Raw genomic sequence first — 15,226 nt, forward strand, 5'->3', positions numbered from 1 at the left:
TGTACTGCTTCTGTCGAGTTGTCTGCACCCTACGCATGTTCGGCAAACCGTTTCATGCGCCCGTCACATCGGTGTCACATACAAGAGTGGTGAGTGTCTCGGTTCGCGCCACCGGGTGAGCCGATCCGCCTCCGGGCGCGCGCCTCCTCCGGGACATGCGCGAAAGGGCTGTCCAGGGGCACGGAACCGCCTTGTGGGGCTGCCCCCGGTCCAGTGACGGCCGGGGGCGGTGGGACCGGCCGTGGCCGCCCGAGCGGGCGGGCGGTGGCGGGGCGGCACTCAGGCCCGCGGGCCCTGGAGCAGCACGACGAGGCCGGGGGCGCCGAAACAGGGTTCGGCGCCCCCGGCCGGCCGGGTGTGACGCTGGGCGGGACCGCGGATCCGACGGGGTTGTCCGGATCCTTCCGGTACGCGGTACCCGCGGCCCCCGCACGGACTACTGCGGAGCCATCCGCTCCACCATGTCCGGGTGCTGATCCAGCCATGCGGCCACGGCGGCCTCCTCGTGGCCCTGACCGCGGTTCTTGATCTCGCTCTCCAGGCTGCCCAGTTCGGCCTCGCTCATCCGGAAGTTCTTGATCCACTTCGTGAGTTGCGGATACCGGTCCGGGAACGCCCGGGCGGAGATGGTGCGGATCGTGTTGCCCTCGCCGAACAGCTTCTTGTCGTCCTTCAGCTTGGTGAGCTGGTACTCGCTGTAGGCCCAGTGCGGCGACCACAGGACGACGGCTACAGGCTCCTTCTTGGCGTAGGCGCGCTTCAGCTCGGCGAGCATCGCGGGCGTGGAGCCGTCCACGACCTTGTACTCCTTGTCGAGGCCGTAGCCGGGCAGCACCTTCGTCTTCAGGAGGTTCATCTCGCCCGTGCCCGGCTCGATGCCGACGATCCGGCCGCCGAAGGTCTTCCCCTTGCCCTTGAGGTCCTCAAGGGACCTGACGTCCTTGACGTACGAGGGCACGGCGATCTCCAGCGACGTCGGCTGGTACCAGGTGCCGAGATCGGTGAGTCTGTCCTTGCTCTTGTCCCAGTAGTTCTGCTGCGCGTACGGGAGCCACGCGTCGAAGTTGAGGTCGAGGTCGCCGCCCGCCAGACCGGTGTAGACCGGGCCGACGTCCATCTGCTTGAGGTTCAGCTTGTAGCCGCGCCGCTCCAGGACGTTCTTCCACAGGTAGGTCACGGCCACGTCCTCGTCCCAGGGGAACCAGGCGACGTTCAGAGCGCGCTTCGCCTCGGCCGGGCTGCCGGCGGCGGAGTTCTGGACGGGGGCGAGCTTGTCCACGAGCCCGGGGTACTTCTTCAGCCAGCTGCGCACGGCGTCCTGCTGCCTGCCCTGGCCGACCTTGTTGATCTCCGCCTCAAGGCCGGTGAGCTGCTTCTCGTCCATCTTGAAGTTCTTCAGCCAGGTCCCGACGACGGGGTTGTCCTGCGCGAATCCCTTGCGGGAGAGCGTGTGCACCGAATCGCCGCTGCCCCAGGCGCCCATCGGGTCCTTCAGCTTCTTCAGGTCGTAGTCGTTGTACGCCCAGTGCGGCGACCAGAGCGTGACGACGATGGGCTCCTTCTTGGCGTACGCGCGCTTGAGCTGCGCGAGCATCGCGGGCGTGGAGCCGTCCACGACCTTGTACTCCTTGTCGAGGCCGTACTTCTTCAGGACCGTGCTCTTGAGCAGGCCCATCTCGCCCGCGCTGGACTCGATGCCGGTGATCTGCCCGCCGAACGTGGCGGCCTTCCCCTTGAGGTCCGCCAGCGAGTCGATGCCCTTCATGTACGAGGGCACGGTCAGCTCCAGCGACGTCGGCCCGTACCAGGAGCCCACGTCGTCGATCCGGCTGCCGTACTTCTTCCAGTACTGCGCGTGCGTCGTCGGCAGCCAGGAGTCGGTCTCGAAGTCGACGTCGCCCTGGGCCAGCGAGGTGTACAGCGGTCCGGCGTCGAACTGCTTGACGTCGACCTGGTACCCGCGCTGCTCCAGGATCTCCTTCCACAGGAAGGTGGAGGCGACGCCTTCGTCCCACGGTATGTAGCCGATGGTGATCTTCTTGCCCTGTCCGACGTTCTGTGCGTCGGCGGCGGTGGCGGACTTGTCCGCGCCGCCGAAGACACCCATGCCACCGGCGGCCAGCGCGAGCACGACCACACCGATCACGGCCACGGCGGGCCGGGGGCGGTACGACCAGATCTTCAGACCCCGCGCGGCGCGCAGCCGGGCGATCGCGCGTCGGCCCAGCGGGGAGACCTGGGTGCCGAGAGCACTGGTCATCCGGTCCAGGTAGATCGCCAGGATGACGATGGCGACCCCGGCCTCGGCGCCGAGACCCACGTTGAGCTGACCGATCGCCTCGTTCACGTCGCCGCCGAGGCCGCCCGTGCCGACCATGCCCGCGATGGCCGCCATGGACAGGCCCAGCATGATCACCTGGTTGACGCCGGCCATGACCGTGGGCAGGGCGAGCGGCAGCTGGACGCGCAGCAGCGTGTTGCGCGGGGTGGTGCCGAAGGCGTCGGCGGCCTCCACCAGCTCCTTGTCGACCTGGCGAATGCCGAGCTCGGTCATGCGGACACCGGGTGCGAGAGCGAAGATCAGCGTGGCCACGATGCCGGCGGGCGCGCCGGTGCCGAAGAACAGGATCGCCGGGATGAGGTAGATCATCGCCGGCAGCGTCTGCATGAAGTCGAGCACCGGCCGCACAAGTCCGCTGATCCGTGCGGAGCGAGCCGCCCAGATGCCCACGGGCACGGAGATCACGAGCGCGATGAGGGTCGCCACCAGAACGAGCGACAGGGTCACCATCGCGTCCTGCCACAGCTCCAGGGAGTCGATGAAGGCGAATCCCACGAAGGTGAGGAGGCCGGCGGACGTGCCGCGCAGCCAGAACGCGATCACGGCGAGGATGCCCGCGAGCAGCAGCGGCTCGGGAGCCTGCAGGACGGTGTCGATGCCCTCGAAGGTGCCCTGGAACACGATCTTGCAGAAGTCGAACAGCCACCCCATGTGGTGCAGCAGCCAGTCGACGGCGGAGTTGACCCAGTCGCCGAACGGGATCCTAGGCACGAGCGGTCACCTTCCCGCCCTTGTCCTGCGGGCAGTCGCAGGGCTCGGGCCCCTCCGCCCGGTCGCCGAGGAAACCGACGAGGCGCTGCCGGGGCACGACGCCCACAAGCCGGCGCTCCTCGTCCAGCACTGCGACCGGGTGGCTGACGCCGGCGCTGATCGCGCACAGCTCCACGAACGGCGTGGCGGGTGTCGCGGTCGCGCAGTCGCAGTCCGCCTCGTCGCCCCGCACGGACGTGTCCATGACGGCGCCCGCGGTGAGCACCCTGGAGCGGTCGACGTCCTGGGTGAAGGAGGCGACGTAGTCGTCGGCCGGGTGCACCAGGATGTCCTCGGCGGTGCCGATCTGTACGATCCGGCCGTCCCGCATCACGGCGATGCGGTCGCCGAGGCGCATGGCCTCGTTGAGGTCGTGCGTGATGAAGACGATGGTCTTCTTCAGGGTCTTCTGCAGCTGGAGGAGCTGGTCCTGCATGTCACGGCGGATCAGCGGGTCGAGCGCGCTGAAGGACTCGTCCATCAGCAGCAGATCGGCGTCCGTGGCGAGGGCGCGGGCGAGGCCCACACGCTGCTGCATACCGCCGGACAGCTCGTCGGGCCACGACTTCTCCCAGCCGGCCAGGCCACACAGGGCGAGCGCCTCGTCGGCACGCTTGACGCGCTCGGCGCGGGGCACGCCCTGCACTTCCAGGCCGTAGGCGGCGTTCTCGCGGACGCTGCGGTGCGGGAAGAGCGCGAAATGCTGGAAGACCATGCTGATCTTCCGTGAGCGGACCTCGCGCAGCTCGCGTGGGCCGAGAGCGGTCAGGTCCTGGCCGTCGAAGCGCACGTGTCCGCCGGTGGGCTCGAGGAGTCCGTTGAGCATGCGCAGCAGCGTGGACTTGCCCGATCCGGACAGGCCCATGACGACGAAAATCTGCCCGGGCGCCACGGTGAAGGAAGCGTCGATCACGGCGGCGGTGGTGCCGTCTGCGCGCAGTTCCTCGCGGCCGGCTCCCTGCCGGAGCCGTTCCACCGCCTCGTCCGGTCGTCTCCCGAACACCTTGTACAGGTGCTCGGCCTCAAGCGTGGCTGCCACTGCGTACCTCTCGTCTCGAAGCCTGCGAGCCGCTGCAAACGTTGAATCTGCAATCGGCATCGCTCCGAGCCGCGCCTGCCCCCGGCTGTCCAGGGCAAACGCAGAGGTGTTTCTCTTCACAGGACGTTAACGGGTGCCACGTAGCGCTCGGCGCGGCAGTATGCCGTCAGTGCCGTACGGCATGATGCGCAAGGTGACCCGACGCCTGATGCTCCTCGACACCGCCTCGCTCTACTTCCGCGCCTACTTCGGCGTCCCGGAATCCGTGAAGGCCCCGGACGGCACGCCTGTGAACGCCGTGCGCGGGCTGCTCGAATTCATCGACCGCCTGGTCCGCGACCATCGTCCGGACGACCTGGTCGCCTGTATGGACGCGGACTGGCGCCCGCACTGGCGGGTCGAGCTGATCCCGTCCTACAAGGCGCACCGCGTGGCCGAGGAACACGCGGCGGGCCCGGACGAGGAGGAGGTGCCGGACACGCTGTCCCCGCAGGTGCCGGTGATCGAGGACGTCCTGGACGCGCTGGGCATCGCGCGCGTGGGTGTGGCGGGGTACGAGGCGGACGACGTGATCGGCACGTACACGGCCCGCGCGAAGGGCCCGGTGGACATCGTCACCGGCGACCGCGACCTGTACCAGCTGGTCGACGACGCCCGCGGGGTACGCGTGCTGTATCCGCTCAAGGGCGTCGGGACGCTCCAGCTCACCGACGAGGCGTTCCTGCGGGCGAAGTACGGTGTCGACGGACCCGGTTACGCGGATCTGGCACTGCTGCGCGGCGACCCGAGCGACGGGCTTCCGGGGGTGCCGGGCATCGGCGAGAAGACCGCCGCGAAACTGCTCACCGAGTTCGGGGACCTGGCCGGGATCATGGCCGCGGTCGACGACCCGGCGTCCCGGCTCACCCCGGCGCAGCGCAAGCGGCTGGACGAGGCCCGTCCGTATGTCGCCGTGGCGCCCGAGGTGGTCCACGTCGCCGGCGACGTGCCGCTGCCCGAGGTGGACCCGGCCCTGCCCCGTGCCCCGCGCGACCCGGCCGCAGTGGACGCACTCGCGGCCCGCTGGGGCCTGGGCGGCTCCCTGCAGCGCCTGCTCACCACGCTCGGCATGTGACGGTTCCGGCAAGGGGTGTGAGCAAGCCTTCCTGGGAGAGGTGTCTACTGGATCGAGGTGCTAGCTTAGGTAAACCTAAGCGAGGGAACTGGGAGGCCGTCATGGCAGAGCGCCCGGCAGGCGGGGGCCGCAGAACCCACTCCGCGCAGGTCGTCCGCACGGAGCGACTGACCCCGCACATGCAGCGGGTGGTGCTCGGCGGAGACGGCCTGGCCGATTTCACGGTGGGCACCTGCACCGACCACTATGTGAAGCTGCTCTTCCCGGCCGAGGGCGTCACCTACCCGGAACCCTTCGACATGCAGCGCATCCGCGAGGAGGTCCCGCGCGACCAGTGGCCGGTGGTCCGCACCTACACCGTGCGCGCCTGGGATCCCGAACACCGCGAGCTGACGCTGGACTTCGTCATCCACGGCGACGAGGGCCTCGCCGGGCCCTGGGCGTTGCGCGTCCAGCCGGGGCAGACCGTGCGCTTCATGGGCCCCGGCGGCGCCTACGCCCCGGACGCCGGCGCCGACTGGCATCTGCTCGCCGGGGACGAGAGCGCGCTGCCCGCGATCGCCGCCGCCCTGGAGGCGATGCCGGAGGGGGTGGAGGCGTACGCCTTCGTGGAGGTCTCTGGCCCCGAGGAGGAGCAGAAGATCGACTCCGATGTGGAGGTGGTCTGGCTGCACCGCGGGGACCGGCCGGTGGGCAAGGCGCTTCTGGAAGCGGTCCGCGCGCTGGAGTTCCCCGAGGGCCGCATGCACGCCTTCGTGCACGGTGAGGCCAGTTTCGTGAAGGAGCTGCGCCGGCTGCTGCGGGTGGAGCACCACATCGCACGCGAGGACCTGTCGATCTCCGGGTACTGGCGGCTCGGCCACAACGAGGACGGCTGGCAGGCGTCGAAGCGGGAGTGGAACGCGCGGATCGAGGCGGAGCAGGAGGGCGCGGCACCGGCCGCGTGAGGCATCGGCAAGGGGGCGGCACCCGCGGGGTGCCGCCCCCTTGGTCCTGCCCCGGACCCCTACACCGAACGCTGGTAGGACCGGAACGTCCGGATCGACAGCCACACCGCGAAGACCGCGAGCGCCAGCAGCGCCCCGCCCCGGCTGCTCACCGCGCCCCAGTCGGGGTGCTGGGACATCGCCGAACGGCCGGCGACCATCGCCCAGTTGAGCGGGTTGAAGTCGGCGATGTGCCGCATCCAAGAGGGCATCTGGGACGGCGCCATGAACGCCGAGGACAGGAAGGTGAGCGGGAGCAGCAGGAAGGTGTTGATCCCGATGATCGACTCCCGCTCCTGCACCAGCATGCCCAGCGCGTTGGACAGCGCCCCGAAGACCGTGCCCAGCAGCACGGAGGCGAGCACGAGGATCGCGACCCCGCCGGCACCGCCCGGGTAGTCGGCCCCGCCCAGCAGTCCGAGCAGCACGATGATCACCGATTGCAGGGCGGTGATCAGGCCGTTGTTGACGACGTTGCCGTTCATCAACGCCGCACGGCTGACCGGTGTGGTCAAGAAGCGGTTGAGCGTGCCCCGCTGGATCTCCTCCAGCGTGCCCATGCCCGCCCACATGTTGGAGCTGAGCGCGCTCATCACGACCACGCCCGGCACCAGGTAGTCCAGGTAGGAGGTGGTGCCGAAGCCGCCGAGCTCCACGACCTTCTTGAAGAGGTTGCCGAACAGGAACAGCCAGATCACCGGCTGGATCAGGGTGATGACGGCGTACGCGGGCTGCCGTGCGAACACCATGAGCTGACGCCGGGTCATGTACCAGGTCTGCGAGACGGCTGTGCTCATCGCGCACCTCCGGCAAGGGCGAGGACACCGGCGTCCTCGGCTTCGGCCTCGGAGAAACGCCGGCCCGCGTAACGCAGGTACACGTCGTCGAGCGAGGGGCGGGCCACGGTCGCCGCGGCGACACCGACCCCGGCGCGCTCGAGCGCCGCCAGCAGCGCGGGCACCGCCGCCGCACCGTCGTCGGCGCGTACGCTGGCTCGGCGCCCGTCCAGGTGCACCTCGTGCACACCGGGCAGCCCGACCAGGGCGCCCCTGAGCAGCGTGCGTCCGGCATCGCCGACGGCTTCGCGCAGTTCCAGGTGGACGGCGTCGCCGCGCAGTTCGCCCTTGAGCGAGTCGGGGGTGCCCTCCACGACGACCCGGCCGCGGTCGACGATCGCGATGCGCTCGGCGAGCCGGTCGGCCTCTTCCAGATAGTGCGTGGTGAGCAGGATGGTGAGGCCCTCCTCGCCGGCGAGCCGGGCGATCTCCTCCCACATGGCGGTACGGGCCTCCGGGTCCAGTCCGGTGGTGGGCTCGTCGAGGAAGAGCACTTCCGGCCGGTGCACGAGTCCGAGCGCGACGTCGAGACGGCGTCGCATACCACCGGAGTAGCCCTTGACCTGGCGGCCGGCGGCATCGGTGAGCGTGAAGCGCTCGAGCAGCTCGTCCACCCGCGCGTTGCCCGCCCGGCCCTTCAAGCCGTAGAGCCTGCCCTGGAGTTGGAGGTTCTCGCGGCCGGTGGCGACCGGGTCGGCACCGGAGTTCTGCGCGACCACGCCGATCGCGCGGCGTACCCGGTCGGGGTGGCGCAGCACGTCGTGGCCTGCGACGGTGGCCGAGCCCGAGTCGGGGCGGGCCAGAGTGGTGAGGATCTTGACGGTGGTGGACTTCCCGGCGCCGTTCGGGCCGAGGAGCCCGAAGACGGTGCCCGGCTCGACGGTGATGTCCATGCCGTTCAGCGCGGTGATATCGCCGGAATAGGTCTTGATCAGCTGGCGCGCCTCGACTGCGGGCGCACGGGTGGTCATGACGACTGCTCTCCTTGGACAGCGGGCGGCGGGTCCGCATGCGCGGAGGGCACGCCGCCGGGATCAGCGGATGACGGCTGATCCGTGTGAAGAGCACCGGGCTATCCTGGGTGTGCCGCACCTCGATCGCCTGGATGTGCCTCACGGCGGATTCAGCTCGGGGTTCGAGACCCTGGCGGGACTGCTGCAACAGCCCTGCCGGGGTCCTTTCCTTGTGGCGGCTACGGACTTTCGCGTTCGCCGCCGTCCAGTTGCGCAAACTCCTCGGGGACCTCCCCCGTCTCACTGAAGGTCCGCCACTCCTTGACGCCGGGCAGCGTGCCCGACCTGATCTCCGCGAGGAAGCCGCGCACCCACGCGGCCTCCGCCTCGATCATGTGGAGTTTGTACTCGGTCTCGACGAGGAAGAGCCGGGGAAGCGTCTCGTAGAGCTTCTCCAGGCCACCGCGCGCGCTCGCGGCCTGCACCTCGAGGGTGTCCAGCCGCTCCCTGAGGAGACGGGCCACTTCGTCGGGGTGGAGCACTCCCATGAGCGAGAGCGCCGCCTCGAAGATGGGGAACTCCTGCGCGGGGACGGCCAGCAGATCCGAGAGCCACTCGGTGGCCTCTTCCCGGCCGGCGTCCGTGATGCCGTAGAGCGTGCGTTCGGGCCGGTTGCCGTGGCGCTGCACACCGGCGACCTCGACGAAACCGTGTTTCTCCAGATTCTGGACGACGGTGTAGAGCGACCCGTAGTTGATCTTCAGGCTGGTGTCCTTGCCACGGCGGCGCAGAGTCTGGGCGATCTCGTACGGGTGCATGGGTTTCTCGGTGAGCAGCACCATGACCGCGAGTGCCAGCGGGTTGGCCAGCTTTCGGCGTTTCGTCGCCACGGAGGTTCACCTCGATCCGTCCGCGAATATCCGTGCACGAACATATCGCGACCGGGATCCGGGAGTCAATACACACGATGTATCGCGTTCGCGGTACGCAAGACCTTCGGTGCAGAGCTGGTGGCGGCCCTGCGGTGGCTCCGCAGGACTGGTCGCCGAGAGTCCCCGAAGACGGCCGGCACCGGAATGCCGATCGCCTTCCATCCGCCGGGCTCTGGCAGCGGAGCCAGCCGCCCGGGACCCATCCGCCTGATCGGCCAGGCCACCGCGGTACCTCGTACGCTTGGCGGTGATGCGACGTAAGGCCCGGATCCCGCCCTCTCCCCTCCCCCAGCGCGACGGGGTCGATCCCGTACGGGTGCGGCTCCCGTTCGACGGCGAGTGGGCCACCGTGCGGGACCATCTCGTGGCCCGGCTCGCGGCCGGGGACGGGGTCATCGACGGCATGCTCGACGCGGGCCGGATCGTCGGGGCGGACGGCCGTGCCGTCCCGCCCGACGCGGTGTACGTACCGGGCATGTACGTGTGGTTCCACCGTGCGCTGCCCGACGAGGTGCGGGTGCCCGAGCCGGTCGAGGTGGTCTACCGCGACGAGCACATCGTCGTCGGCGACAAGCCGCACTTCCTCGCCACCACCCCGCGCGGCAGCCATGTCGCCGAGACCGCCCTCGCCCGGCTGCGCCGCGATCTCGGCATACCGGCCCTGTCGGCCGCCCACCGGCTCGACCGGCTCACCGCCGGGCTGGTTCTGTTCACGGTGCGGCCGCAGGAGCGCGGCAGCTACCAGACGCTGTTCCGCGACCGGCGGGTCCTCAAGGAGTACGAGGCCGTCGCCCCCTACCGGCCCGAGGTCGCGCTGCCGCTGACCGTCCGCAGCCGGATCGTCAAGGAGCGCGGGGTCATGGCGGCCCGGGAGGTCACGGGCGAGCCCAACGCGGTCAGCCGGATCGAACTGCTGGAGCACCACGGCGGGCGCGGGCGCTACCGGCTGCTCCCCCGCACCGGCCAGACCCACCAGCTGCGGGTGCACATGAACGCGCTGGGACTGCCGATCCTCGGCGATCCCCTCTATCCGCTGGTCGCCGACCCGCGACCGGACGGTGACTTCCGGCACCCGCTCCAACTCCTGGCGCGGTCGCTGGAGTTCACCGATCCGGTCACGGGGCGCGAGCACCGCTTCGTCAGCGGGCGGATCCTCCAGGCCTGGTCGGCGTACGACGAGTGGGCCCGATAGCGGCTCAGTCGCCCCGCCACCAGCGCAGCACCCGCTGCCACAGTCCGGGGCGGCTACGCTCGCCGGCCGGGTCCGCCGGGGACGGCCCGGCGGCGGGGTGGGGCGACACCGGCGGAGCGGCCGCCGGCTCGAGCGCCGGCCCGGTGGTCTCGGGTCCGGGAGTCGTGATCAGCCAGCCGGGGCGCTGGTGCGGCACCGCGTGCATGGCGGGCCGCTGTGTCTCCTCCTGGGGCGGCCTCGGCTCGAACCGCACCGGGAGCTCCACCAGGTGGCGCGAGGCGATGGACCCGGTCCAGCGCAGTTGGTCCTCGTCGCAGTCCAGCCGGATGTCCGGCAGCCGCATCAGCAGCGCGTCGACGCCGGTGTCGGCGATGGCACGGCCGACGTCCTGACCCGGGCACTCGTGCGGGCCGCCACCGAAGGCGAGGTGGGAGCGGTTGCCCTGCATGCCGGCGGCGAGGTCGGGCCGTACCCGGGGGTCGACGTTGCCGGGCGCGATGCCCAGCAGCAGTCCATCGCCCTTGCGGATGCGCCGGCCGCCCAGTTCGGTGTCCTGCTTGGCGAAGTAGCCGAGGATGGTGCTGAACGGCGGCTCGTCCCACAGGGACTGCTCAACCGCCTCGGGCACCGTCATCTGCCCGCCGTTGAGCTGGGCCCTGAACCGCGGATCGGTGAGCACCACCCGCAACACATTGGCAAGGAGGTTGGCGGTGGCCTCGTAGGACGCGATCAGGACCAGCCGCAGATGCTCCCTGATCTCGTCGTCGGTGAGCCCTGCCGGGTGGTTGATCAGATGGCTGGTGAAATCGTCCTCGGACTGGGCCCGGCGCGCGGCGGTGAGCCGGGTGAGGGCGTCCACGATGTACTGGTTGCTGGCGATCGCGGTCTCGGTGCCCTTGAGCATGTCGCGGGCGGCATGCACGATGTGGTCGCCGTACTCGTCGGGCATACCGAGGACCTCGCACATCACCGCCATCGGCAGATGGTCGGCGAACTGGCCGACCAGGTCGGCGCGGCCCTCCTCGCAGAACCGGTTGACGAGGGCCTGGGTGGCGCGGTTGATGTAGCGGCGCAGCCCCCGGTAGTCGATGGTCGAGATGGCGCCGGTGACGGCGCCGCGCAGCCGCAGGTGCTCGTCTCCCTCGGCGTACGAGCAGATGGGCTGCCAGGCGAAGTGCGGTGTCAGTGGGTGGTCGGGCTTGATGTGGCCGGACAGCAGCGGTGCCCAGACCCGGCTGTCCCGGGTGAAGTGCACGGGGGAACGCACCATGTGCAGGTTCTCGCTGTGTCCGAGCACCACCCAGATCGGCACGTCGTCGTGGAGCAGCGCGGGCGCCACCGCACCGTGTTCGGCGCGCATCTTCTCGTAGAGGGCTCCCAGGTCCCCCGCCTCGGAGCCGAACAGCCGGTGCGCTCCGCCGGGGCCGCGGCCGTGGGCCGGGCAGCCGGGCGGCGGGACGGGTCCGGCGTCATCTGTACTGGTGAGGTCCCGGCCGGTCAGGGAGTGGGATTCAGGCGTCACGGTGATCGCTCCGAGTCTGAGGTCGGGTCCGGTGTCGGGGGCTGGGGACGGGGACGGGTACGGCGCGTGCGTGTGCGGGTCAGACGGGTGCGCGGGTCACGGCCAGGGCGTGCAGGAAGCGCATCAGCGTCATCAGTACCTCGCGGCTGAAGGCCCGGCGCCGGGCATCGCACTCCACGAACGGGATCTCGTCGGGCAGGTCGAGTGCCGCCCGGAGCTCCTCCATGGGGTAACGCGGGGCGTCGGGGAAGGAGTTGACGGCGATCACAAAGGGCACGCCGCGCTCCTCGAGGCGGCCGATGACGTCGAAGCTCACCTCCAGGCGGCGGGTGTCGAGCAGGACGACCGCGCCGAGGGCGCCCTCGAACAGGCCGTTCCACAGGAACCAGAAGCGTTCCTGGCCCGGGGTGCCGACAGGTACCGCACCAGTTGCTCGGTGATGCTGATCCGGCCGAAGTCCATGGCCACGGTGGTGGCCGTCTTGCTGTCGGAGCCGAAGTTGTCGTCGACCCCGACGCCCGCCTGGGTCATGGTCTCCTCGGTCGTCAGCGGCCTGATCTCGCTGACCGAACCGACCATGGTCGTCTTGCCCACTCCGAAGCCGCCCACTATCACGATCTTGACTGCGGCCTGCGTGGTGTGCGGCAGGTGGTCCTCGGCCCGTGGACCCGGGATGGTGTCAGAGCCTTTGCAGTCCATGCATCACCGCTTCGAGGAGGGAACGGTCGGGCGTCACCTGCCGGACGACGGGGGCGCGTGCCTGGACCAGTTCGGCCGCCAGCAGGTCGGTGAGCAACACGGTCACCACGCTGAACGGCAGGCTGAGGTAGGCCGAGATCTCGGCCACGGACAGGGGTGCCCGGCAGAGCCGGAGCAGCGCCGAGTGCTCCGGCGTGGCCGTGGGCGGTGGGTCGGCGCTCGCCACGATCAGGGTGACCAGGTCGATGGGGGCCCGCTCGCCCCCGTCGGTCGCGCCGGTGAGGATGTACAACCGCTCGGGGTTCTTCGCCTCGCCCTCCTCCCCGGTGCCCGCTGTGTCGGGCGTATCAGGTGTGCCGGGCTCCGGCGGAGGCTGCTGTTCGGGGTGACGCCGACGGCGTTGCGGAGGAGTCATACGGCCTGCCCGTTGCGGCGTGGCGGACTTGTGAGGTGGGAGCCGATGCGCAGGACCAGGTCGCGCATCCGGTTGCTCATCAGCCCGGCCTCCGCGACGGTGTCGGCGAGCACGGCCAGGTACGCGTCGGGGCCGGCCGCCATCATGTAGAAGTAGCCGCCGTCGATCTCGATGATGACCATGCGCATCCGGCCGTCGCTGTCCGGGATCTCGGCGGCGACGGCTCCGGCCAGGCTCTGCAGCCCGGCGCAGGCCGCGGCGACCCGGTCGGCCGCGTCGGGGTCGCCGCCGTAGCGGGCGATGCGCAGTCCGTCGGCGGAGAGCACCACGACCTGGTGCACACCCGGTACGCCGTCGGCGAGTTCCTTCAGCAACCAGTCGAAGTTGCCTCGCTGCTGGATCACTTGAAGTCCCCCTCGTCGGCCTGGGCGGCTGCCGGTTCGTCGTCGGTGAAGTGCGGATCGTCGGCCGGAGGCCCGGCGGAGAAGGCGTTGGGGTCCGGGTCGGCCTTGAGCCCGTTCATGAACGCCTCGACCCACAGCCCGGGTGGCGGCTCCTCCTTCTCCGGTTCCGGCTCCGGCGTCCACGGGGAGTGCGTCGCGGCCTCCGCGGCCTTGGCCGCCGCCTCGGCCGCGGCGGCCTCAGCGATCCGCCGGCTCAGCGGGATCTTGACCCGGCTGCGACGCTGCGGCAGCCCGCCCGCGGTCCACTCGGTGACCACCGGGACGTCGTCCTCCATGGCGATCTGCTCCGGGATCCGGGGCCCGGTGGTGGGGCGGCGCTTCTTGGCCTTGCGTTCGGGGCCCTCGACTCCGTCGTTGTCCAGGGTCGGCACCGAGGTGGCGCCGATGCCGTGGGCGAACCCCGGCGCGGGGTCGGTGGTGAGCATGTCGTTGGGGATCACGACGATGGCGCGGACGCCGCCGTAGGCGGACTGCCGCAGCGAGACATGCATGTTGAACATCGACGACAGGCGCCCGACGACGGCGAGCCCGAGGCGCGGGGCCTCGCCGAGCTCCTGCACGTCGACACCGGCCTGTGCCTCGGCGAGCTTGCGTTCGACCCTGGCGCGGCTCTCCTCGCTGAGGCTGATGCCGCCGTCCTCGATCTCCACGGCGATGCCGGTCTGCACCTCGGTGGCGGTGACGTACACCTTGGTCTGGGGCGGCGAGTAGCGCGTCGCGTTGTCGAGGAGTTCGGCGGCGGCGTGGATGATCGGCTCGACCGAGATGCCCTTGATGTTGACCTTGGCGATGGAGTGCAGCTCGATGCGGCGGTACTCCAGGATGCGGCACATCGCGCCGCGCAGCACGCTGTACAGCGGGACGGGCTGGGGCCACTGGCGCCCGGGACGGCCGCCGCCGAGGACGGCGATGGAGTCGGCGAGGCGGCCGATCAGCGCGGTGCCGTGGTCGATGCGCAGCAGGTCGTCGAAGACCTCGGGGCTGCGGCCGTGGTCCTCCTCCATCTCCCTGAGTTCCTTGGCCTGCTGATGGACGATGGCCTGGACGCGGCGGGCGATGTTGACGAAGGCGCGCTGCGAGGAGTCGCGCAGCGCGATCTCGCGGTCGACGATCTGGAGCAGGGTCCGCAGAAGCTGCCGCTGCGGCTGGGGAAGGCCGCGGAACTGCGGACTGCGGTCGACGACCGTGCGGATCACCTCGGCGGGAGAGACGCCGCCGCGCAGGGCGTCGAGGGCCCGGGGCAGGATCTCGCTGCGGAAGTACTCGATGTCGTCGTCCTGGGAGGCGATGCGCTGTTCCAGGTAGGCGGTGCGCTGCGCGAAGTCGGCACGCAGGGCGCGGACGGTGCAACCGCGGCGTGCCGCCAGTGCCGCGACGGCCGTCACCAGGACCGTGGCGACGGCTCCGCACCAGCCGACCGGGGCCCGGGCCTGATCCGCGACCACCGCGGCGGCGGCCCCCGTCGCCGCCGCCGTCAGTATGGCCGGCACCAACAACTCGCGCACGTAGGGAAGTTCACGGCCACCGGGAGGCGATGGGACACTCACCATGTATGCCCTCTGAGATGAATCGGCTGGTTCGGGAGGATTGCAGCGGGAAAGCGGGGGTATATTCCGGGTCAGATGTGGGGGATGAAACGGAATTCTCGGTGTATTTATCAACAGACGTGTGATTTCACCTCAACTCGGTGCGTCGCGGGCGAGCTTAGTCCGGCCGGATCATCGCCGTGTCATATTCAGCAAGCACCTGAAATGCCCTCAGGGGCGGGAGTAATCTCAGCCTATTTGCACGCTGCGGCATTATTTGAACACGCAACGTCACGGCGTACTGGTATGCGAGTCAGGGCGCTCGCCGAACGAACGCCCGCTTCGCAGGGGTGAGGTGAGGGAGTGTCAAGCCCCGGCGACGCGCAGTGCGGCGTCCGCCGTCGCCGGCTTCCTGTGCGAGCCGAGCACCCTCGCGGACGCCGAGGAACATCACGCG

The 15,226-nt window shown here is 70.1% G+C and carries 12 protein-coding genes and 1 pseudogene; 3 read left to right on the plus strand and 10 right to left on the minus strand.

Annotated features, from left to right (window positions below; translation table 11 throughout):
* Positions 1–436: 436 nt before the first annotated feature.
* Together ABZ904_RS01260 and ABZ904_RS01265 are read right to left on the minus strand one after the other, a co-directional pair.
* A complete protein-coding gene (locus tag ABZ904_RS01260) occupies positions 437–3,052 on the minus strand; it encodes an ABC transporter permease/substrate binding protein (RefSeq protein WP_359389717.1) in 2,616 nt (871 codons plus the stop codon).
* Complete coding sequence (locus tag ABZ904_RS01265; protein WP_361003106.1) at positions 3,045–4,130, minus strand: betaine/proline/choline family ABC transporter ATP-binding protein; 1,086 nt, start codon at positions 4,128–4,130, stop codon at positions 3,045–3,047. The genes ABZ904_RS01260 and ABZ904_RS01265 overlap by 8 nt, the downstream gene beginning before the upstream one ends.
* A 184-nt stretch (positions 4,131–4,314) precedes the next feature.
* Here ABZ904_RS01265 and ABZ904_RS01270 point away from each other — a divergent pair, with 184 nt between their 5' ends.
* Both ABZ904_RS01270 and ABZ904_RS01275 read left to right on the plus strand, forming a co-directional pair.
* Complete coding sequence (locus tag ABZ904_RS01270) at positions 4,315–5,244, plus strand: 5'-3' exonuclease (RefSeq protein ID WP_359390228.1); 930 nt, start codon at positions 4,315–4,317, stop codon at positions 5,242–5,244.
* A gap of 101 nt (positions 5,245–5,345) precedes the next feature.
* Positions 5,346–6,191 (plus strand): siderophore-interacting protein, encoded by an 846-nt coding sequence (locus ABZ904_RS01275; RefSeq protein ID WP_359389711.1) that lies wholly within the window; start codon positions 5,346–5,348, stop codon positions 6,189–6,191.
* 59 nt (positions 6,192–6,250) lie between these two features.
* On the opposite strand, the gene ABZ904_RS01280 is transcribed toward ABZ904_RS01275, so the two are convergent.
* The 3 genes from ABZ904_RS01280 to ABZ904_RS01290 form a co-directional block, all read right to left on the minus strand.
* Positions 6,251–7,027 carry an ABC transporter permease gene (locus tag ABZ904_RS01280; protein ID WP_359389708.1) on the minus strand — a complete coding sequence of 259 codons (777 nt, stop codon included), beginning with the start codon at positions 7,025–7,027 and terminating at the stop codon, positions 6,251–6,253.
* Positions 7,024–8,037 (minus strand): ATP-binding cassette domain-containing protein, encoded by a 1,014-nt coding sequence (locus ABZ904_RS01285; protein ID WP_361003101.1) that lies wholly within the window; start codon positions 8,035–8,037, stop codon positions 7,024–7,026. The genes ABZ904_RS01280 and ABZ904_RS01285 overlap by 4 nt, the downstream gene beginning before the upstream one ends.
* 221 nt (positions 8,038–8,258) lie before the next feature.
* Complete coding sequence (locus ABZ904_RS01290) at positions 8,259–8,909, minus strand: PadR family transcriptional regulator (protein ID WP_359389702.1); 651 nt, start codon at positions 8,907–8,909, stop codon at positions 8,259–8,261.
* Positions 8,910–9,201: 292 nt separating this feature from the next.
* Between ABZ904_RS01290 and ABZ904_RS01295 the strand changes: the two genes are divergently transcribed.
* Positions 9,202–10,143 (plus strand): pseudouridine synthase, encoded by a 942-nt coding sequence (locus tag ABZ904_RS01295; RefSeq protein ID WP_359389699.1) that lies wholly within the window; start codon positions 9,202–9,204, stop codon positions 10,141–10,143.
* A 4-nt stretch (positions 10,144–10,147) separates the two neighbouring features.
* Here the strand turns inward: ABZ904_RS01295 and ABZ904_RS01300 are convergent, their stop codons facing one another.
* The 5 genes and pseudogenes from ABZ904_RS01300 to ABZ904_RS01320 form a co-directional block, all read right to left on the minus strand.
* Positions 10,148–11,665, minus strand: a complete 1,518-nt coding sequence (locus tag ABZ904_RS01300) for a cytochrome P450 (RefSeq protein ID WP_359389696.1) — start codon at positions 11,663–11,665, stop codon at positions 10,148–10,150.
* 79 nt (positions 11,666–11,744) lie between these two features.
* Positions 11,745–12,364 (minus strand): annotated as a pseudogene (locus ABZ904_RS01305) (ATP/GTP-binding protein).
* On the minus strand, positions 12,345–12,779 hold the full coding sequence (locus tag ABZ904_RS01310) for a DUF742 domain-containing protein (RefSeq protein ID WP_361003096.1): 435 nt from the start codon (positions 12,777–12,779) through the stop codon (positions 12,345–12,347). Before ABZ904_RS01310 ends, ABZ904_RS01305 begins: the two are co-directional and overlap by 20 nt.
* Positions 12,776–13,183, minus strand: a complete 408-nt coding sequence (locus tag ABZ904_RS01315) for a roadblock/LC7 domain-containing protein (RefSeq protein WP_361003094.1) — start codon at positions 13,181–13,183, stop codon at positions 12,776–12,778. Before ABZ904_RS01315 ends, ABZ904_RS01310 begins: the two co-directional genes overlap by 4 nt.
* Positions 13,180–14,793, minus strand: coding sequence for an ATP-binding protein (locus ABZ904_RS01320; RefSeq protein ID WP_361003091.1), 1,614 nt, complete (start codon positions 14,791–14,793; stop codon positions 13,180–13,182). The genes ABZ904_RS01315 and ABZ904_RS01320 overlap by 4 nt, the downstream gene beginning before the upstream one ends.
* Between the last annotated feature and the right edge of the window lie 433 nt (positions 14,794–15,226).

This window comes from Streptomyces sp. NPDC046900 (assembly GCF_040644975.1).
Lineage (GTDB): Bacteria > Actinomycetota > Actinomycetes > Streptomycetales > Streptomycetaceae > Streptomyces.